The organism is Achromobacter sp. 1L-A-4-B-C2 (genome assembly GCF_057291955.1).
The window spans coordinates 1,329,230-1,348,320 of record NZ_JBXAWP010000001.1 but is presented as its reverse complement, the minus strand read 5'-3'; the positions used below and the strand labels follow the sequence as shown (position 1 = coordinate 1,348,320).

The window sequence follows — 19,091 nt, the reverse complement described above, 5'->3', positions numbered from 1 at the left end:
GGGGGCTTCGGACGCGGGCGCCCGGGCTGAGATTCATGCAACGACAAGGGACCCCCCCTTTATTCAGGCGCGGCCCACCCGCGGAGGTGCGGCTGGTCGTTCTGGTCGTCCTGGCGTTGGCCCTGATCATCATCGATTCGCAATGGCGCATGCTTGAACCGGCGCGCCGTACGATCGCCGTGGCGCTTTACCCCTTCCAGCGCGCCGTCATGGCGCCGCGTGACCTGGTGCAACAGGTCAACGAATGGGTCAACGCGGCCAATCTTATCCGCAGTGAAAACGAAGCCTTGCAGCGCCAGCGCATCGAGCTGGCCCAGGTGGCGTCGCACGCCGCCCAGTTGGCGGCCGAAAACGCCCAGCTGCGCCGCCTGCTTGGCGTGACCGATACCGTGGCGCAATCGGCCGTGGTGGTCGAAGTCATGTACGAACCCACCAATGCCTTCACGCAGCGGCTGGTGTTCAACAAGGGCAGCAAGGCCGGCCTGGCGCCGGGCATGCCGGTGATCGACGAAGGCGGCGTGGTCGGCCAGATCGTGCGCGTGACGCCGATGACGGCCGAGGCCGCGTTGGTCACCGACGAGCAAGTGTCGATCCCCGTGCAACTGCTGCGCAACGGCTTGCGGCTGATTGCATTCGGCGGCAATTCTCCCGGCAAGATGGAAGTTCGTTACCTTGCCGCCAATGCCGACATCAAGGAAGGCGATACTATCGTCACCAGCGGCGTGGGCGGCCTGTTCCCCGCCGGACTACCCGTGGCCAAAGTGACCTCGGTCGAACGCGACACCGCCTCCGGTTTCGCTCGCGCCGTGTGTGAGCCGCTGGCCCATCCCGAACGCTATCGCCACTTCCTGGTCTTGCAGGTGGATGTGGCGCGCGCCGAGTCCAACCGTCAGGAGGTCGATTCCGGTGGATCGGACTAATTCTTCGCAACCCAGGCGCCGCCTGGGTACGCCCAGCAACGTGCACCCCGACCGGTTGTCCGGTCCCGCGCACGGTGTGTTCGTGTGGGGCACGGTGCTGCTGGTGTGGCTGGTGTCGTTGCTGCCCTGGCGCCTGTGGCAGGGCGCGCCGGACGTGCTGCTGCTGATCATCGCCTTCTGGTGCGTGCATGAGCCGCGCCGCGTCGGCCTGTTCACGGCGTTTTTCTTCGGCTTGCTGATGGACGTGCACGACGCCGGCATGCTGGGCGAACACGCGTTGTCCTACACCCTGGTCGCCTATGGCGCCGTGGTGCTGCATCGCCGCCTGCAACGGTTCGACCTCTGGAGCCAGGCGATGCACATGCTGCCTGTGTTCTTCGTGGCGCGTTTCCTGACGCAGATCATCCATGCCTGGGTCGCGGGCAAGTGGCCGGGTTGGGATTGGTGCATCAGCGTGGCCATCACGGCCGCCCTGTGGCCGTTGGCGGGTTGGGTTTTGCACCTGCCGCAGCGCGGTGCCGACGACGCCGAATCTTCCTCCGCCTGATGGCGGCGTCGCGTCATGTTTGAATTCAAGAAAACCGGCCAGCAGCAAAAGCAGCGCTTCCGCCTGCGCGCGTGGGTGGGCGGCGTGTTTGCGCTGCTGTGCTTTGGCGTGCTGGTGGGCCGGTTCTGGTATTTGCAGGTGGATCGCTACGAAGGTCTGTCCGAACGCGCCGATCGCAACCGTATCGCCGTGGTGCCGATTCCGCCGCGGCGCGGCGAGATCCTGGACCGCAACGGCGAAGTGCTGGCGCGCAACTACCGCACCTACACACTGGAAGTCGTGCCGGCCCACGCGGGCAACATGAACGAATTGTTCGAACGGCTGACCGAAGTGGTCTACATCAGCCCGACCGACCAGCGCCGCTTCAAGCGCCGCGCCGCCGAGTCCAGCCGCTACGCCAGCCTGCAATTGCGCAACAACCTGAACGAAACGGAAGCCGCGTGGTTCGCCGCGCACGCCTTCCAGTTTCCGGGCGTCGAGTTGCGCGCGCGCTGGGTGCGCGAATATCCGCAAGGCGTGTCGGCCGCGCACGTGGTGGGCTACATCGGCCGCATTGCCGAAGGCGACAACGAAGAGCTGGAACGCGCCGGGCAACTGGGCAACTATCGCGGCACCGATGTCATCGGCAAGAAGGGTATCGAGAAAACCTGGGAAGAGCAGCTGCATGGCCGCACCGGGCTTGAAGAAGTCGAAGTGACGGCGGGCGGGCGGCCCATGCGCACACTGCGGCGCATCGACCCGGTGCCAGGGTCCGACATCATGCTGTCCATCGACCTGGGCCTGCAAAAGGTGGCCGAGGAAGCGTTTGAAGGGCAGCGCGGCGCCCTGGTGGCCATCGACCCCGACACGGGCGAAGTGCTGGCCTTTGTGTCGCAACCCTCGTTTGACCCGAACCTGTTCGTGGACGGCATCGACGTCGACAACTGGCGCATGCTGAACGAATCGCCCGACCACCCGCTGATCAACCGCCCGCTTTACGGCACCTACCCCATCGGGTCGACCTACAAGCCCTTCGTGGCCCTGGCCGCACTGGAACTGGGCAAGCGCCGCGCCACGGACCGCATCTCGGACCCGGGCTACTACGAATTCGGCGGACAGAAATTCCGCAACGCGGGGGGCGCGGCCTACGGCATGACCGACATGCACAAGGCCATCGTGGTGTCGTCCGACACGTATTTCTATTCGCTGGGCCCCGAGATCGGCGTGAACGCGCTGCACGACTTCACCAAGCAGTTCGGCTTTGGCCAGATCACCGGCATCGACCTGGAAGGCGAAAAACGCGGCGTGCTGCCGTCCACCGACTGGAAGCGCGCGGCCTACAAAGACAAGGACCGCCAGCGCTGGTACGCGGGCGAAACCATTTCGGTTGCCGTGGGCCAGGGCTACAACGCGTTCACCTTGCTGCAACTGGCGCAGGGTACGTCCACGTTGGCCAACAACGGGTTGTTCCGTCGCCCGCACCTGGTGCACGCCGTGCGCGACCCGCGCAGCGGTGTGGCCAAACCCACCGAGTCCACGCCCGACTACCGCATTCCGCTCAAGCAGGCGAATGTGGATGTCATCAAGAATGCCATGGCGGACGTGGTGCGGGCGGGCACCGCGCGCCGCGCGTTTGCCAATGCGCCGTACCAAGCGGCCGGCAAGACGGGCACCGCGCAGGTGTTCAGCCTGCGTGGCGGCCATTACCGCGCCAGTGCCATCGACGAACGCCTGCGCGATCACGCGCTATTCATGGGCTTCGCCCCACTCGAGCACCCGCGCATCGCCCTGTCGCTGATCGTCGAGAACGCCGGCTGGGGCGCCAGCGTGGCCGCGCCGGTCGCGCGCAAGGTGTTCGATTATTGGCTGGCCAAGGACCGCCAGGACAAGATCGTGCGCCCGGAACGCGCCGACCCCCTGGCCTCGGTCGAAACCATTACCTCTGACGTGGTGCGCCAACAATGAAGCGCCTGGGCCTTATCCTGCTACGCGTCTTCACGGCGTTCGACTGGCCGCTGCTGGCCATCCTGATGATGTTCGCGGCGCTGGGCCTGACCGTCATGCATTCCGCCGTGGGCGGCACGGACTGGCGGTTCGCCGAACAGTCCCGCAACTTCATCATTGCGTTCTTCGCCATGTGGATCATGGCGCTGATTCCCCCCAAGTGGCTGATGAAGCTGGCGCTGCCCTTCTACGTCGTGGGCGTGGTGCTGCTGCTGGGCGTGGAGTTCTTTGGTGAAACCAGCAAGGGCGCGACCCGCTGGCTGAACCTGGGCGTGACCCGCATCCAGCCGTCCGAGATGATGAAGATTGCGGTGCCGATGATGCTGGCCTGGTATTTCCAGCGCCATGAAGGCGCCGTGCGCATCCGCGACTTTCTGGCCGCCGCCGCGATGCTGGCCGCGCCTTTCGCGTTGATCGTGCTGCAACCCGACCTGGGCACGGCGCTGCTGGTGTTTGGCGCCGGTTTCTTCGTGATCTATTTCGCGGGGCTGTCGTTCAAGCTGCTGGTGCCGGTGATGCTGGCCGGCATCATCGCCATTGGCACGCTGGTGTATTACGAAGACCAGTTGTGCGAGCCGGACGTAAGCTGGGTGGTGCTGCACGATTATCAAAAGCACCGCGTCTGCACGCTGCTCAATCCCAGCTCGGACCCCTTGGGCAAGGGCTTTCACACCATTCAGTCCATGATCGCGGTGGGCTCGGGCGGCGTGTATGGCAAGGGCTACATGAAGGGCACGCAGACCCACCTGGACTTCATCCCCGAGCGCACCACCGACTTCATCTTCGCCGTCTACGCTGAGGAATTCGGCCTGTACGGCGGCATCGCCATCCTGGTGCTGTACGGCCTGATGATGGCGCGCGGGCTGACCATCGCGTCCCGCGCGGCCTCGCAGTTCGGGCGGCTGCTGTCAGGCGCGCTGACGATGATGCTGTTTATCTATGTGTTCGTGAACGTCGGAATGGTCACGGGTATCTTGCCCGTGGTGGGTGTGCCCCTGCCGTTCATGAGTTACGGCGGGACGGCGTTGTTCACCATGGGCATCGCTTTCGGCATCATGATGAGCATCAGCCGCCACCGCTCCGTAAAAGCCTGACGCGCCGATAGCGGGGCGTCAGAGGCGCGGTCGTGCTTGCGGCAACGCGCCTGTCCCGTTCAGCCAGGCAATGCGTCCGGCACACCCAGTTCAATGGCCAGCGTCGTCAGCCCGTCCCAGATGCGGCTGTCGAACTCGATTGAATCCGCATTGACGGCGCGGTTGCGGGCTTCGTACTCGCCCGGATACTGCACGCTTTCCACGCCGGGTTGCGGCTTGCAGGCGTGCAGGTAGTCGATGAACGCGCCGACTTCCATCGACCGCCAATCCGTATTGAAATCCACCTGCGGGTCCAGCAGTAGCGCGAACATATTGTTCGTCGCCACGCCAATGCGCGGGTGCTGCGGCTGGATCGTGCCGCCGCCGGACAACACGCCCGCCAGCAACTCGGCCACCAGGCCCAGCGCATAACCCTTGTGGCCGCCAAAGGGCAGCAGGGCGCCCGGCGGGTCGGCGAACAGCGCATTGGGGTCCGTCGTGGGGTTGCCCTGGGCATCGATCAACGACCCCGGGGGGGCCTTTTCGCCCTTGGCCGCCAGCACGCGCGCCCGGTTCACGGCGATTGAACTGGTCGCCATGTCCACGATGAACGGCGGCCGGCCACCGGGCAGCGGGCCGGCAAAGCACAGCGGGTTGGTCGTCAGGCACGCCTGCGCGCCGCCGAACGGCGCCACGGTGGGCGAGCGGTTGATCACGTTGGTGAAGGCCAGCAGGATCAAGCCCTTGGCCGCAACCATTTCCCCGAAGTGGCCCATGCGGCCCAGGTGGTGGCTGTGGCGCAGCGTCACGATGCACTGCCCGTGTTCCTGCGTGCGTTCGATGGCCTTTTCGATGACCGCCTTGCCCACGTACTGGCCCAGGCCGTGGTGGCCGTCGTAGGCCAGCATGGCGCCACGGTCATTGACCAGTTCAGGCCGGCCGTCTGCCTGCGCCAGCCCTTCGGACAGGACGCGGCGGTAGTTCGTCAGGATGGACAGGCCGTGGCTGGTGTAGCCGACGCGGTCGGACTCCACCAGGTGTTCGGCCACGTCGCGCGCGATATCTTCCGGCACGCCTTGCGCCATCAGCACGCGGCGGCCGTATTCGTTGGCTTGGGCTAAAGAGAGTTTCATGATGCGTTCTCCTTACAGCCAGCCAAGCCAGCGCCAGTAGGTCATGCCCATCAGCAGCATCAGCAGGTAGCCCACGATGGTGACGATGATGCCGACTTTCGCGAACTGCTTAGCGTTGAAGGTTTCCGTGCCCAGGCACACCATGTTTTGTGGCGCGTTGATCGGCAGGATGAAGCCATAGCTGACGACAAAGCCCAGCAGCATGGTCATGCCCAGCCGGCTGAACTCGCCGGGCAGCGTGGCCAGCACCGAGATCAGGATGGGCAGCATGGCCGACGTCAGCGCGGTGGCGCTGGCAAAGCCCAGGTGGATGACGATCAGGAACGCGGCCAGCACGGCGAAGATGGCCAGCGGACCCAGGTGATCCAGCCCGGTGTGCGCCACGACCTGGTTGCCCAGCCATTGGCCGGCTTGCGTCGTCAACAGGGCGGTGCCCAGGCTGATGCCCACGCCGAACACAATCACGGTGCCCCATGGGATACGCGATTGCACGTCCTTCCATGTCATCACGCCAAAGCGCGGCAGCATCAAGAGAACCAGGCCGAAGTAGGTGGTCGACGTGGTGTCGAACTTGTGCAGCTTGCCTTCGGTCGACCAGAACAGCAGCAGCATGATCGACACGGCCATCAGGCGCTTTTGCGCGCCGGTCATCGGGCCCAGTTCAATCAGCGACTTTTCGACGGCTTCCTTGCCCCCGGCGATGCTGTCGCTTTCCGGCGGCAGCAGCTTGAGCACCACCACGATCAGCACGGCCGACATGATCAGCGACCACGGTGCGCCCGCGATCAGCCAGTCCGACCACGCCACGCGTTCGCCCAGCATCTTTTCCATGAAGCCGACCGTCAGCAGGTTTTGCGCGGCGGCGGTCTGGATGCCCACGTTCCAGATACTGGTGGCCTGCGCCACGATGATCATGATGCCGGCGGCGATGTTGGACCGCTTGTCCACGCCGAACGCGGCGATGACGCCCATCATGATCGGCACCACGGCGGCGCTGCGCGCGGTGGCGCTGGGCACCACCAGGCTCAGCACGATCGTCACGGCGATACATCCGATCAGGATGCGGCGCGTGCTGGTGCCCACTCTCGACAGCGTGACCAGCGCAATGCGCCGGTCCAGCCCGGTGAAGGTCATGGCGGCGGCAATGAACAGGGCGCCGGTCACCAGCGCCAGCGCCGAGTTCGCGAAGCCCGTCAGCGCCATGCTGATAGCGGCCGAGGTGCCGTACAGCACATTCGGGTCTTTGATTGTCGGAGCCGTGCCCAACAGGAAAGCCATCAGCGTCGTGATCATGATCGCGCTGGCTTCGTAAGACACGGCTTCGGTAATCCAGACCACCACGGCGAATGCCAGGATTGCCAGCATGCGGTGTCCCGCGACCGGCAGGTCGGCGGGCAGGGGCATCAGCAATACCCCGATCATCACCACGAAACCGGCGATTAGTCCGATGGGAATTTTTGCTTTTTGGGGTGCCTGTGAGGCAGGGACGGCGGCTGGCGCGGTCATATCCATCTCCGGTTGAGGTCAAACCGTCGACACACTCCCCGCGAGCACGGGTTTGTTCAATTCGATGTGTCGACGCTACAGGACGATCGTGACGGCATTGAGGAAAACCCGCATTGATATGGATCAAGCCGATGAAGATTTCGGCTTGAGAAAACCCACCTGGCGCATTATGCTCGCGCGCCCTGTTGCGCCGCAAGCACGGTGCGGCCGACCAAGCCGGCAATCAACCCAGCGCCAGCCGCAGTTGTTCGTCCAGATGCAGCGTGGGTGCCACCCGCCAACCGCTCTGGGCGTAGCGCAGCCAACGGCCCAGCACCAGATGCGTCAGCAGGCTGGCGTGCGCCGCGACGTTGGCGTCCGCGGGCAGCCCGCCGTCGGTGATCGCGATGCGCAGCGACTGCTTCAGCGACGTTTCGATGCGGTCATTGATATGGTTGATGCGCTCTTGCAGCCGGTTGTCTTCCGTGACCAGCGCGTCGCCGGTCAGCACCCGCGTCATGCCCTTGTTGCGTTCGGAGAACGTCAGCAGCATGGCAACGGTCTTGTGCGCCTGGGGCACGCCGTAGGGTTCCACGGTGGCAATCTGGTTGACCAGCGTGAAGATGCTGGTCTCGATGAATTCGATCAGCCCTTCGAACATCTGCGCCTTGCTGGCAAAGTGCCGGTACAAGGCGGCCTCGGACACTTGCAGACGCGCGGCCAGCGCAGCCGTGGTGATGCGGGAAGCGTGCGGCTGCTCCAGCATTTCGGCCAGGGTCTGCAGAATCTGGGTCTTGCGCTCGCCGGGTTTGCTCGCCATGGAAGGGACTGCTCTCGCGCAGGCTTGACGGTGAAGGGGGAGGGAGGAGCGCGCCGCTATCCCCGCAGGGGACGCCGGCGTAACAACAAATCACTGACGGAGTTTACCCGCAAGTCGACATAGGGCGGACGATGCGAACGACCGCGCGAGAAGGGGGTGCCAGGGTGATACACGTGCACGGTGCGCACGCCGACGCGGCGCGCGCCGCGCAGGTTGGCCAGCGTGTCTTCGACCAGCACGGCACGGTGGGCGGGTACGCCTTCGCGGGCCAGCACATAACGCAGCAGCGCGGGCGACGGCTTGGGGCGGAATTCGCCATGCAGCCGCATATGTTCAATGGCCCACAGGCTGTCGAACTGCCGCAGGATGCCCAGGCGTTCCAGCACGGAGCGGGCGTAGCGCAGCGGCGCGTTGGTCAGCAGCACCTTGCGGCCGGGTAGCTGGCGCAGCTTGTAGGCCAGCGCCTTTTCGCCGCGCACCAGCGGGTTGACGTCAAAGTCGTGGCTGCGGTGCAGGAAGTCGTGCGGGTTGACGCCGTGGTGGCGGACCATGCCGATCATCGTGGCGCCGTAACGCTGCCAATACTTGCGGCGCAGGTCGTTGGCGGTGTCGACGTCCACGTTCAGCGCCTCGGCCACCGCCATGGTCATGCCCCGGTCTATCTTCGGGAAGATGGCGTGCGAGGTGTCGTGAAGCGTGTTGTCCAGGTCAAACAGCCACAGGCGTTCGGAAACGCCCGTGGCCATGCGGCGCGAGCGGCGCATACGCGCCGCCGGCCGTAACAGCAGACGTTGAGCTCGCATCAATGCGAGCTGATCATCGTGCCCACGCCTTGGTCGGTCAGGATTTCAAGCAGCAGGCAGTGCGGCACGCGGCCGTCGACGATGTGAACGGAATTCACGCCGTTCTTGGCGGCATCCAACGCCGACGAGATCTTGGGCAGCATGCCGCCCGAGATGGTGCCGTCGGCGAAGAGTTCGTCGATGGTCTGGGCCGACAGGCTGCGCAGCAGCTTGCCCGCCTTGTCCAGCACGCCCGGGGTGTTGGTCAGCATCAACAGCTTTTCGGCGCCCAGCACTTCGGCCATCTTGCCGGCGACGACGTCGGCGTTGATGTTGTAGGCCGTGCCGTCTTCGCCATAGCCGATGGGCGAGATCACGGGAATGAACTGGTCGTCTTGCAGGGCCTTGACCACGGCGGGTTCAACCAGCGTGATGTCGCCCACGAAGCCGATGTCGATGGGTTCGGCGGGGTTGTCCTTGTTGGCCATCAGTTTTTTCTGAGCCTGGATCAAGCCGCCGTCCTTGCCGGTCAGGCCCACGGCCTTGCCGCCGACCTCGTTGATCATCATGACGATGTCTTGCTGGACCTGGCCGCCCAGCACCCATTCGACCACTTCCATGGTCTCGGCATCGGTCACGCGCATGCCCTGGATGAAGGTGCCCTGCTTGCCGATGCGGCGCAGCGCGTCGTCGATCTGCGGACCGCCGCCGTGCACCACCACCGGGTTCAGACCCACCAGCTTGAGCAGCACGACATCGTGCGCGAAGCTGCGCTGCAAGCGCTCTTCCGTCATGGCGTTGCCGCCGTACTTGACCACGATGGTCTTGCCGTGGAATCGTCGGATATACGGCAGTGCTTCAGACAGCACAGCGGCTTTGACAGCGGGGGACGAAACGGCAGCAGGGTCGGGGGTGTCGGTCATGGCAGCTAAGTCGGCAAATATGTATGAGTGGTTAGAAAAAATGCCTGCACAACATCGCGTTCGAAACGCGGTAGCGCAAGCATACGACGGATTGTAGTACCCACGCGTTTCATATGCCTAAAACCCATGTCCATATGCCCGACAAATAACCGGCATTCAGGTAAATTGGGGCGTTTTCGAGACGCGAGCCCCCGCAAAAGGGGGGCAAATCCGCACCGGTCGGGGTATCAGCCCCCATTTTATTTCCATAAAAGAGGCAAGCCATGCGTTTGAACTTCGTCCGCGCCGCCCTGGCGGCATCGGCCTTCCTGGTGGCGGCCAACGCCGCCCATGCAGAAAAAGTGGTGGTGGGCGCCACGCAGGTCCCGCACGCCGAGATCCTGGAAGTGGTGAAGCCGCAGCTGGCCAAGCAGGGCGTCGAGCTGGACATCAAGGTGTTCAGCGATTACGTGCAACCCAACCTGCAATTGGTGGACAAGCAGCTGGACGCCAATTTCTTCCAGCACAAGCCGTATCTGGACACGTTCAACAAAGACCGCAAGGCCACGCTGGTGCCGGTCGCGCTGGTGCACGTCGAGCCCTTCGGTGGCTACTCCAAGAAAATCAAGAGCCTGGCCGACCTCAAGGACGGCGCCACCGTCGCCATCCCGAACGATCCGTCCAATGGCGGGCGTGCGCTGGTGCTGCTGCAAAAGCAGGGCATCATCAAGCTGAAGGACGCGTCCAACATCCTGGCGACGGCCGCCGACGTGGTCGACAACCCCAAGAAGCTGAAATTCCGCGAACTTGAAGCCGCCATGCTGCCGCGTTCGCTGGACGACGTGGACCTGGCGCTGATCAACACCAACTACGCGCTGGAAGCCGGCCTGGTGCCCACGAAGGACGCGCTGTTCATCGAAGGCGCCGATTCGCCTTACGCCAACATTCTGGTCACCCGTTCCGACAACAAGGACGCGCCGGGAATCAAGAAGCTGGTCGACGCGCTGCATTCGGCGGACGTGAAGAAATTCATCCAGGAAAAATACAAGGGCGCGGTCATTCCGGCGTTCTAAGCCGGAGAGGCGGCTCCTGGTTCCGTTGCAGGTTCCAGGTTTGCCGGCCGAGCGAGTGGGTTCGGCTGGCCGCAAGCAAGCCACCGCCAATGAAACCCCGCCAGTAAAAAACCGCCCTCGTGGGCGGTTTTTTATTCAAGCCGGGGAAGGCCGCAGAGATCAGCCCGCCGCCAGCGCCTTTTCCACGGTGGCGTGGAACTCAGCCACATCGTATTCGCCCAGATAGCGCTTGATGATGTGCCCCTGCTTGTCGATCAGGAACGCCGTGGGCGTCAGCCGGATGTCGCCAAAGGCGCGCGCGATGTCGCCCTTGGTGTCCAGCGCCACCGGGAACGGCAGCTTGCGCTGGTCCGCGAAGTTCAAGACGAAATTGGGCGGATCGTAGTTCATGGCGACCGCGATGGCCTCGTAGCCCTTGGCGGCGTATTCCTTATAGGCGGCGATGGTTTCCGGCATCTGCTTCACGCAGGTGACACAGCTGGTCGCCCAGAACTTGACCAGCACGACCTTGCCGCGCAAGTCCTGCATCGAGAAGGTTTTGCCTTCCAGCGTGGTGAACGAGACGTCGGGGGCGGTCTGGGCGGGGCGCCAGACGAACCAGGCGCCGATACCAACCGCCACCAGGACGGCGAGGGCTACGATGGCTTTTTTCATTTGATAGGCATGGCTTCAACGCCATTGCTGGTGCCGGCCGCGTTGTTGTCGCTGGGTGCTGCGCCGGCGCCGCTTTGGATAGGCGCTTTGGTTTCTGTGGAGGCGTCCCGGGTGCTGCTGTTGGACAGCCGGATGGCTTCTTCGCGGCTGATGGTCTCGAACAGTTTAACCACCTTGGCCACGCCGCCCACATCCGCCGTGGCGTTGGCGGCGTATTCGCCTTCGGCCTGGGTGACCTTGCCCATCAGGTAGACGACGCTGTGGTCGGTGGTCAGGGCGATGGTGCCCGACGGCACGTACTTGGTGTTGATCAGCGCGGTCTTGACCTTGGAGGTCAGCCACGTGTCGTTCGAACGCGTGCCAAACGAGGCGATGGGGCCGACGTTCAGCTGGTTGATGACCTGTTTGACGTTCTCGATGCCCTGGGCGATGGTGGTCGCTTCGGTTTTGGCCTGCTCGGTGGGCACATCGCCTGTCAGCAACAGGTGGCCGCCATAGGCCATGGCATTGACGCGGGCGGTGTCGCCCAGCTTTTGCGAGATCTGGCTTTGCGCCTTGAAGGCCATGTTCTGGTCTTCAAGCTGGATACCGGAAGTACGGCGGTCCGTGACCACGACCGCCGTGGTGGCGGCCGCGCCGCCTACGATCAGGGGCGCGCAGGCCGTCAGCGAGAGCGCCGCGGTGGACAGCGCCGCGGCGAGCATCAGGGGGCGAACCGCGGTTCTGACGTCAGAAATCATTCGGTGTCTCCAAGCAAAAGAGCGTCAATGCCGTCGCACAGTGCGTGCAGCAGCAGAATATGGACTTCCTGGATCCGCATGGTGCGGTCGCTGGGAACACATAGATGGACGTCCATCGGCGTGATGAGTTCCCCCATGACGCCGCCGCCCTTGCCGGTCAGGGCCAGCACGTGCATTTCGCGCGAGCTGGCGGCTTCCATGGCGCGCACGACGTTGGGCGAATTGCCGCTGGTGGAAATTGCAACCAGCACGTCGCCGGCCTGGCCGAACGCGTTGACCTGGCGTTCGTAGATCTCGTCAAAGCCGTAGTCGTTGCCGACGGCGGTGAGGATCGAGGTGTCGGTATTGAGCGCGATGCCGGCCAGTGGCAGGCGTTCGCGTTCGAAGCGGCCCACCAGTTCGGCGATGAAATGCTGCGCGTCGGCTGCCGAGCCGCCGTTGCCGCAAGCCAGAATCTTGCCGTTGTTCGCCAGGGCGCCGAACAGCACGTCGACCGCCACTGCCAGCGGTTCCGCCAGGACGTTCATACTTTGTTCGCACGCAGCCATGGCGTCGCGAAAGTGCGACGTCATACGAGAGGTCATATCCATGGGCGCGATTATCTCACGCGGCAGTCGCGCTGTTCTGTCCAGGCGTAACGACTGTGCGGCCGGCCGTTACCGGGCCCGGGTCGCGCTGGCGCCGCCAGTGTCTAGGGAAGGGAAAAAGCGTCTTGCAGCCATTGCGGCCGGCCGGCGTCGAATACCACCGCGTCAAAGCGGGCGGGGGGCGTCACGCCCTGGAAATGGCGGCGGGCAAGTTCGGGCAGCCAGTGCGCCGCCGCGCGCGCCAGCCGGGCTTGCTTGGCGCGGCCGATGCTGGCGGCGGCACCACCAAAACGGGACAGGGCACGCGCGCGCACTTCGATAAAGACCAGCGTGCCGCCGTCGCGCATCACCAAGTCCAGCTCGCCGGCGCGCGTCCACAGGTTGCGCGCCAGCAGCACCAGGCCACGCGCCTGCAACCAGCGCAACGCCGCGTCTTCGTGCTGATCGCCCTTGCGCTGCATGGGCGAGCGGCGCTGCGGCGTGTCTGCGGGCATGCCGCCGTGCGGGTCGGCGCCCGGGTCGGCGCCCGGGTCGACACCTCGGTCAGCGCGCCGCTCGGTGTGCCGCCCGGCAGCCGGGCGCCGAGAGCCCGCCCGACGGCGGCGCTTGTCCGCGCGGTGTCGTGCAGCCAGTGCCAGATCGCAGGCCAGGCGCAAGGTCTCATCCGTCATGCGGGCTCCTGGTATGGCGAGGTTGGCGGCTACACTGACATGGTTTTCCGTGTCAGTAGGCTGCAATGAATCAAAATGTCTCACCCCCGCCCGCCGGCGACGCCTGGAGCCGCGTGGCGGATCGCGTTGCCGGGCAGCATTGGCCCGCTTCGACGCTGTATGTCGTGGCCACGCCAATCGGCAACCTGGGCGACTTGGGGCTGCGGGCCTGGCACGCCCTGCAACGCGCCGACGTGATCGCCGCTGAAGACACGCGCGCCAGCCGCACCCTGCTGGACGCCTGGGGCGTCAATACGCCGCTGATGGCCGCGCACCGCCACAACGAGGCCGCCGCCGCCCAAGCCATCTGCGAACGCCTGGCCCAAGGTCAGCGCGTGGCGTTGGTGTCGGATGCGGGCGCGCCCGCGGTCAGCGACCCCGGCGCCCGCGTAGTGCGCGCCGTGCGCGCAGCCGGCTTCGCCGTGATGCCGGTGCCCGGCCCCAGCGCGGTCATCGCCGCGCTGATGGGCAGCGGCGTCACCACCGATGAAAACCCCGCCTACGCCTTCGCGGGCTTCCCGCCGCCCAAGGCCGTGGCTCGGCAGCGATGGCTACGGTCATGGTGCGCCTTGCCCGCGCCCGTGGTGATGTTCGAATCGCCGCATCGGCTGGCCGCCACGCTGGCGGATCTGCTGGAAGTCTGCGGGCCCGACCGCCAACTGACGGTGGCGCGCGAACTGACCAAGCGCTTTGAAGAAATCGCCACGCTGACGATGGGTGAAGCCGCCGCTTGGCTGGCCGCCGACGCGCATCGCGAGCAAGGCGAATTCGTCTTGATCGCCCATGCCGAAGTGGCGCAGGAAATTGACGAGGACGCCGACCCGCGCACCGACGTGCTGCTGGACGCGCTGCTGGAATCGATGTCCGTGCGCGATGCTGCCAGGGTCGCCGCCAAGGTCACGGGCCAGGCGCGCGACGTGTTGTACAACCGGGCGCTGTCGCGCAAGAAGTCGGCGGAGTAAAGCCATGGCGTATTCAACCATTGTGTCGAACAAGCCGGCCGACCCGCTGGAACCGCTTGCCTACCGCGACATCGAGACCCCGCTGGGCGAATTGCGCCTGGTCGCCAGCCCCAAGGGCCTGCGTGGCGCCTGGTTTACCGACCAGGAATTGCTGCCGTCTTCTGAAGGCTGGACGCGCACCGATGCCGACCCGATTCTGGAGCAGGCGCGGCGCGAGCTGGACGAATGGTTCGCGGGCAAGCGCCGCGGCTTCGACGTGGCGCTGGACCCCATCGGCACCACGTTTCAGCACAAGGTCTGGCACGCGCTATGCGCGCTGGAATTCGGCAAGCTTGCCAGCTATGGCGATCTTGCCCGGACCGTGGGGCGGCCCAAGGGGGCGCAGGCGGTGGGCGGCGCGGTGGGGCGCAACCCCATCATCATCATCATCCCGTGCCACCGGGTGATTGGCGCCGATACCTCATTGACGGGGTTTGGCGGCGGCCTGCCGCGTAAGCAGGCGCTGCTGGCGCACGAAGGCAACCGCTACGTCAGCCGCACCGCGCGGGCTCGGCGGATTTGCGACGGGCAGGCAGAGCTGCCCTGGTAGGGGCGGCCGGGCTTACGGGTCTACTGCGTAGCGATGCTGGGCAGGATGCCGATGCGGTCCGACACCAGCGGCACCGCGTTCAAGGCGCTTTGGCGGTCGGGGTAGGGGCCGATCCGCACGCGATACAGGTTGTTTGATTGCTCGACCTGCGCGGGCGGGGCGCCCGCCGAACTCAGCTGCGAATTGATGCGGGCCACCAGCGACTGCGCATTGCCGGGCTGGCTGAATGCGCCCACTTGCAGATACACGCTGCCAATGCCGGCGGCCGGCGCTTGGCGTACCGGGGCTGATCCGGCCGCCGGGCCGGGGATCGGTTCGGCCGTCAGCGCGACCGGCACCGCGGACACGGGCGCCTGAATCGGCAGCGAGCCGGTGGCCGAAGCCGGTTCCGGCGGGGGTGCGGCAGGCGTGCCTTGCGAGGCCAGGCGGCGGATCTCTTCTTGCGGAATGCTCTCGACTACGACCTGACCGCTACCCGGCCCGATGATGCCCAGCTTATAGGCCGCCACGTACGACAGATCCATGATGCGGTCGCTGTGGAACGGCCCCCGGTCATTCACGCGCACGACGATCGTCTTGCCGTTGACCAGGCTGGTGACGCGCGCATAACTGGGAATCGGCAGCGTCGTGTGCGCGGCCGTCATGGCGTACATGTCGTAGGACTCACCGATGGACGTGGAATTGCCATGGAATTTCTTGCCATACCACGACGCAATGCCGCGCTGCTTGTACGGTTGGCCGCTGGTGTCGGGCACGTAGCGCTGGCCAAACACCACGTAGGGCCGGTTCGCGCCGCTGGCATAGGGTTCGATGCGCGGCACCGCATCCGGCACCTGGTCCAGGTTTGCCGGCGGATTGGCGTCCGGCCCGTCGTCCTTGTAGTACCCGCCGCCCTTTTTGCGACCCCCGGTGGAAGAGCAGCCGGCCACGGCAATGGCCAGCAGCAACATCAGGATCAGGTGGAGCGGGCGGGGCAGGGTCATGCGGATTCGGTGGGCAGTTGGTTTCGGTGGCGCACCAGCAAGGGATCGTGGTCGGCAAAGCGCAGCGCCAGCTGTTCGACCACATAGACCGAACGGTGCTGGCCGCCCGTGCAGCCGATCGCCACGGTCAGGTAGTTGCGGGTGTCTTGGGTGTAGAGGGGCAACCAGCGGTTCAAGAAGCCGGCGATGTCGTCGATCATCTGCCCCACCTGTTCGTACCCGGCCAGCCAGGTGGCGACGGGTTCGTCGCGGCCGGTCAAGGGGCGCAGGTTGCGGTCGTAGTGGGGGTTGGGCAGGCAGCGCACGTCAAACACCAGGTCGGCATCACCGGGCACGCCGCGTTTGTAGGCGAAGGATTCGAACGTCAGTACCAGCGGCGCGCGGTCGGCCTGGATCAGGTCGCGGATCCAGGCACGCAATTGGCCGGGCGTCAGGTCCGACGTATCGATGACGTGTTCTTGTTCCCGCAACGGCGCCAGCAGTTCGCGTTCAAGCGCGATACAGTCAGTGAGCGATGGCGGCGTGCCGCCGCGTTGCAGGCGGTCGGTCAGCGGATGGCGGCGGCGCGATTCGGAATAGCGCTGCACCAGTGTCGAGGTGTTGGCGTCCAGGAAAACCACGCGCAGGCTGGTGCCCATGGCGCGCAGCGCGGTCACCACATCGGGCAGTTCAGCCAGTTCGCCGGGCGAGCGCACGTCGATGGCCACGGCCACGCGTTCCAGGCCTTCGTCGCGCGCATTGGCGATGAATTCCGTCAGGAATCGCACGGGCAGGTTGTCGACGCAGGTGTAGCTGGCGTCTTCCAGCATGCGAAGCGCAACGGATTTGCCTGAACCTGAGATGCCGGTGACAAGGACGACTTTCAACATGGACATGATTGTGGCACGCTTTTTCCGAGACGATGCGGGCGGGATGGCATCTGATATGGCTGCAATTCGGGAATCTGGTTCTGTACCCTTTCTTGCCCCGTCGCGTAAGCTTGCGGGTCGGATACTGGTTCGATTCACTTACGACACCCCCGCCGTCATGCTTTCGGGGGATAGGAATTCGACGTAGATGTTAGCCCTCATTTCCATTCGTAGTGTTTCACTGCCGCGGTTCAGGGCGATTTTCCGCGTGCTCGCGGCTGCTGCTGTTGTCTTTACGACAAGCGTTGCAGAGGCCCAGCCGGCAGCGCCCGATGGCCTGCGCCCCGACACTCTGAGCCCCGACACTCTGCGCCCCGACACCATGGCGGCACGCGTTGCGGCCTGTACGGCCTGCCACGGCGCGCAGGGCCGGGCCGGCACCGACGGCTATTACCCCCGCCTGGCCGGCAAGCCTCAAGACTACCTCTATCATCAGCTGCTGAACTTTCGCGATGAGCGCCGCCAGTATCGGCCCATGTCGCATCTGCTGGTCGGCCTGCCCGACGACTACCTGCGCGAGATGGCCCAGTATTTTTCGCAGCAGCATGTGCCGTATCCGCCGCCCACCCGCGCGGACGTCTCCAGCGCCACGCTGGAAGCGGGCCGCGTGCTGGCCTTGCAGGGCGACGCGGCGCGCGGCTTGCCCGCCTGTGCGTCCTGTCATGGCGCCGCGCTGGGCGGCTTGATGCCCGCCATTCCCGGCTTGCTCGGCCTGCCGCGCGACTACATCGGTTCGCAGATCGGCAGCTGGAAGAACGGGCTGCGTCGCGCGGCGGCGCCTGATTGCATGGCCGACATCGCCCAAAAGCTTACCCCCACCGACATCGGCGCCCTGGCGGCGTGGTTGTCGTCGCAACCCGTGATCGAGCCCTATGTGCCCGACGCCGCGGGCTCGCTGACCTTGCCCGCGCAATGCGGCAGCCAGGCGCAACGCTGACACGGGGGCCACCATGAAACTGTTCAAGAAAATCCTGACCTTCGTCCTCGTTGCGCTGATCGTTGCGGTGGGCGGCCTGTATTGGCTGGGCACGCGCGAGGACACCAGCACGGGTCCAGCCGCCACCACGACCGACGCGGCCACGCTGATCGACCGCGGGCGCTACCTGGCGCAAGTGGGCAACTGCATGGCCTGCCACACCAGCCGGGGCGGCAAGGCGCTGGCGGGCGGCACGCCCATACCGACGCCGTTCGGCACCGTCTACGGGCCCAACATCACGCCCGACGACAAGACGGGCATCGGCTCGTGGACGGCCGACGATTTCTGGCAGGCGCTGCACAACGGAAAGTCCAAGGACGGCACCTTGCTGTATCCCGCGTTTCCGTACACGGAATACACCCGCGTCAGCCGCGCGGACGCCGATGCCTTGTACGCCTACCTGCGTAGCGTGCCGCCGGTCGAGCAAGCGAATCGGCCGGCCGACATGGCGTTTCCGTACGACCAGCGCGAGCTATTGGCGGCCTGGCGCGCGTTGTACTTCAAGCCCGGCGTGCAAGAGGCCGACGCGGGCCAGTCGGTGCAATGGAATCGCGGCCGCTACCTGGTTGAAGGGCTGGGGCACTGCGCGGCCTGCCATACCCCCCGCAATCGTCTGGGCGCCACCAAGACGTCCGAGGCGCTGACGGGCGGCGTGATCCCGGTGCTGGATTGGTACGCGCCGCCGCTCACCAACGACATGCAGACCGGCATGGGCCGCTGGACGGCGGACGATATCGCCGCGTTGCTCAAGACCGGTATCTCGGCGCATTCCAGCGCCAGCGGCCCGATGGCCGAAGTGGTGTTGGGCAGCACGCAGCACCTGACGGATGACGATGCGCTGGCTATCGGCGTATACATCAAGTCCTTGCCGGCCACGCCGGCCTCTACGCCTCGCCAGCAATCCGCGGCGGCGCCGGCGGCCATGGAACTGGGCAGCAAGATCTACAGCCAGCAATGCGCGAAGTGTCACCAGCCGCAAGGGCAGGGCAGCGGTACGGCCTGGCCGGCGTTGGCGGGCAACCCGACCGTGACGGCGCCTGTGCCCACCAACGTGATCCGCATGGTGCTCGATGGCGGGTACGCACCCGCCACGGCAGCCAATCCCCGGCCGCACGGCATGCCGCCGTTCGGCCAGATCCTGAACGACAGTGATATCGCCATGCTGGTGTCCTACATCCGCAATAGCTGGGGCAATGAAGCGGGCAGCGTGACCGCGCTGGACGTCAAGCGCGCGCGTGCGGCGTCAACGCTGAACTGATGCCGA

Annotated in this window: 20 protein-coding genes; 9 read left to right on the top strand and 11 right to left on the bottom strand. The window is 65.4% G+C overall.

Annotated features, from left to right (window positions below):
• Nucleotides 1-35: 35 nt before the first annotated feature.
• From mreC to rodA, 4 genes are read left to right on the top strand one after another with little or no spacing between them, the layout of a single operon-like run.
• Nucleotides 36-920 carry a rod shape-determining protein MreC gene (gene mreC, locus AC0Z35_RS06185; RefSeq protein ID WP_039882480.1) on the top strand — a complete coding sequence of 295 codons (885 nt, stop codon included), beginning with the start codon at nucleotides 36-38 and terminating at the stop codon, nucleotides 918-920.
• Nucleotides 907-1,467, top strand: coding sequence for a rod shape-determining protein MreD (gene mreD, locus AC0Z35_RS06180; RefSeq protein ID WP_006216318.1), 561 nt, complete (start codon nucleotides 907-909; stop codon nucleotides 1,465-1,467). The genes mreC and mreD overlap by 14 nt, the downstream gene beginning before the upstream one ends.
• 15 nt (nucleotides 1,468-1,482) lie before the next feature.
• A complete protein-coding gene (gene mrdA, locus AC0Z35_RS06175) occupies nucleotides 1,483-3,411 on the top strand; it encodes a penicillin-binding protein 2 (protein ID WP_046803061.1) in 1,929 nt (642 codons plus the stop codon).
• Entirely contained in the window at nucleotides 3,408-4,544 is a 1,137-nt protein-coding gene (rodA, locus tag AC0Z35_RS06170; protein ID WP_046803062.1) for a rod shape-determining protein RodA, read from the top strand. The genes mrdA and rodA overlap by 4 nt, the downstream gene beginning before the upstream one ends.
• Before the next feature lie 59 nt (nucleotides 4,545-4,603).
• Here the strand turns inward: rodA and AC0Z35_RS06165 are convergent, their stop codons facing one another.
• From AC0Z35_RS06165 to argB, 5 genes are all read right to left on the bottom strand, one after another.
• Nucleotides 4,604-5,656, bottom strand: coding sequence for an Ldh family oxidoreductase (locus AC0Z35_RS06165; RefSeq protein WP_104142623.1), 1,053 nt, complete (start codon nucleotides 5,654-5,656; stop codon nucleotides 4,604-4,606).
• A 12-nt stretch (nucleotides 5,657-5,668) separates the two neighbouring features.
• The gene (locus AC0Z35_RS06160; protein ID WP_046803064.1) at nucleotides 5,669-7,162 is read right to left on the bottom strand and encodes a DASS family sodium-coupled anion symporter; all 1,494 of its coding nucleotides are present in this window, start codon (nucleotides 7,160-7,162) and stop codon (nucleotides 5,669-5,671) included.
• Between the two features lie 223 nt (nucleotides 7,163-7,385).
• A complete protein-coding gene (slmA, locus tag AC0Z35_RS06155; RefSeq protein ID WP_046803065.1) occupies nucleotides 7,386-7,961 on the bottom strand; it encodes a nucleoid occlusion factor SlmA in 576 nt (191 codons plus the stop codon).
• Between the two features lie 56 nt (nucleotides 7,962-8,017).
• Nucleotides 8,018-8,764: a pyrimidine 5'-nucleotidase gene (locus AC0Z35_RS06150; protein ID WP_485131111.1), complete on the bottom strand. Its 747-nt coding sequence runs from the start codon at nucleotides 8,762-8,764 to the stop codon at nucleotides 8,018-8,020.
• Nucleotides 8,764-9,666, bottom strand: a complete 903-nt coding sequence (gene argB / locus AC0Z35_RS06145; RefSeq protein WP_006216311.1) for an acetylglutamate kinase — start codon at nucleotides 9,664-9,666, stop codon at nucleotides 8,764-8,766. Before argB ends, AC0Z35_RS06150 begins: the two co-directional genes overlap by 1 nt.
• A 263-nt stretch (nucleotides 9,667-9,929) precedes the next feature.
• On the opposite strand from argB, the gene AC0Z35_RS06140 reads away from it, so the two are divergent.
• Nucleotides 9,930-10,718, top strand: a complete 789-nt coding sequence (locus tag AC0Z35_RS06140; RefSeq protein ID WP_046803067.1) for a MetQ/NlpA family ABC transporter substrate-binding protein — start codon at nucleotides 9,930-9,932, stop codon at nucleotides 10,716-10,718.
• A gap of 159 nt (nucleotides 10,719-10,877) precedes the next feature.
• Here AC0Z35_RS06140 and AC0Z35_RS06135 read toward each other — a convergent pair whose 3' ends face one another.
• The 4 genes from AC0Z35_RS06135 to AC0Z35_RS06120 all read right to left on the bottom strand — a co-directional run bounded on the left by AC0Z35_RS06135 (nucleotide 10,878) and on the right by AC0Z35_RS06120 (nucleotide 13,370).
• A complete protein-coding gene (locus AC0Z35_RS06135) occupies nucleotides 10,878-11,372 on the bottom strand; it encodes a peroxiredoxin family protein (RefSeq protein WP_046803068.1) in 495 nt (164 codons plus the stop codon).
• The gene (locus AC0Z35_RS06130) at nucleotides 11,369-12,112 is read right to left on the bottom strand and encodes a BON domain-containing protein (RefSeq protein WP_319302060.1); all 744 of its coding nucleotides are present in this window, start codon (nucleotides 12,110-12,112) and stop codon (nucleotides 11,369-11,371) included. The genes AC0Z35_RS06135 and AC0Z35_RS06130 overlap by 4 nt, the downstream gene beginning before the upstream one ends.
• Nucleotides 12,109-12,702, bottom strand: coding sequence for a phosphoheptose isomerase (locus AC0Z35_RS06125; protein ID WP_006216307.1), 594 nt, complete (start codon nucleotides 12,700-12,702; stop codon nucleotides 12,109-12,111). Before AC0Z35_RS06125 ends, AC0Z35_RS06130 begins: the two co-directional genes overlap by 4 nt.
• Nucleotides 12,703-12,803: 101 nt before the next feature.
• Complete coding sequence (locus AC0Z35_RS06120) at nucleotides 12,804-13,370, bottom strand: YraN family protein (RefSeq protein WP_485131112.1); 567 nt, start codon at nucleotides 13,368-13,370, stop codon at nucleotides 12,804-12,806.
• A gap of 65 nt (nucleotides 13,371-13,435) precedes the next feature.
• Here AC0Z35_RS06120 and rsmI point away from each other — a divergent pair, with 65 nt between their 5' ends.
• Complete coding sequence (gene rsmI / locus AC0Z35_RS06115) at nucleotides 13,436-14,371, top strand: 16S rRNA (cytidine(1402)-2'-O)-methyltransferase (protein ID WP_219991361.1); 936 nt, start codon at nucleotides 13,436-13,438, stop codon at nucleotides 14,369-14,371.
• A gap of 4 nt (nucleotides 14,372-14,375) precedes the next feature.
• Nucleotides 14,376-14,960, top strand: coding sequence for a methylated-DNA--[protein]-cysteine S-methyltransferase (locus AC0Z35_RS06110; protein WP_485131113.1), 585 nt, complete (start codon nucleotides 14,376-14,378; stop codon nucleotides 14,958-14,960).
• Between the two features lie 20 nt (nucleotides 14,961-14,980).
• Here AC0Z35_RS06110 and AC0Z35_RS06105 read toward each other — a convergent pair whose 3' ends face one another.
• Both AC0Z35_RS06105 and rapZ read right to left on the bottom strand, forming a co-directional pair.
• The gene (locus tag AC0Z35_RS06105) at nucleotides 14,981-15,943 is read right to left on the bottom strand and encodes a septal ring lytic transglycosylase RlpA family protein (RefSeq protein WP_046803073.1); all 963 of its coding nucleotides are present in this window, start codon (nucleotides 15,941-15,943) and stop codon (nucleotides 14,981-14,983) included.
• On the bottom strand, nucleotides 15,940-16,812 hold the full coding sequence (gene rapZ, locus AC0Z35_RS06100; protein ID WP_046803145.1) for an RNase adapter RapZ: 873 nt from the start codon (nucleotides 16,810-16,812) through the stop codon (nucleotides 15,940-15,942). Before rapZ ends, AC0Z35_RS06105 begins: the two co-directional genes overlap by 4 nt.
• A 187-nt stretch (nucleotides 16,813-16,999) precedes the next feature.
• Between rapZ and AC0Z35_RS06095 the strand changes: the two genes are divergently transcribed.
• Nucleotides 17,000-17,788 (top strand): c-type cytochrome, encoded by a 789-nt coding sequence (locus tag AC0Z35_RS06095; protein WP_485131114.1) that lies wholly within the window; start codon nucleotides 17,000-17,002, stop codon nucleotides 17,786-17,788.
• Nucleotides 17,789-17,801: 13 nt separating this feature from the next.
• On the top strand, nucleotides 17,802-19,085 hold the full coding sequence (locus AC0Z35_RS06090; protein WP_319302068.1) for a cytochrome c: 1,284 nt from the start codon (nucleotides 17,802-17,804) through the stop codon (nucleotides 19,083-19,085).
• Nucleotides 19,086-19,091 lie beyond the last annotated feature (6 nt).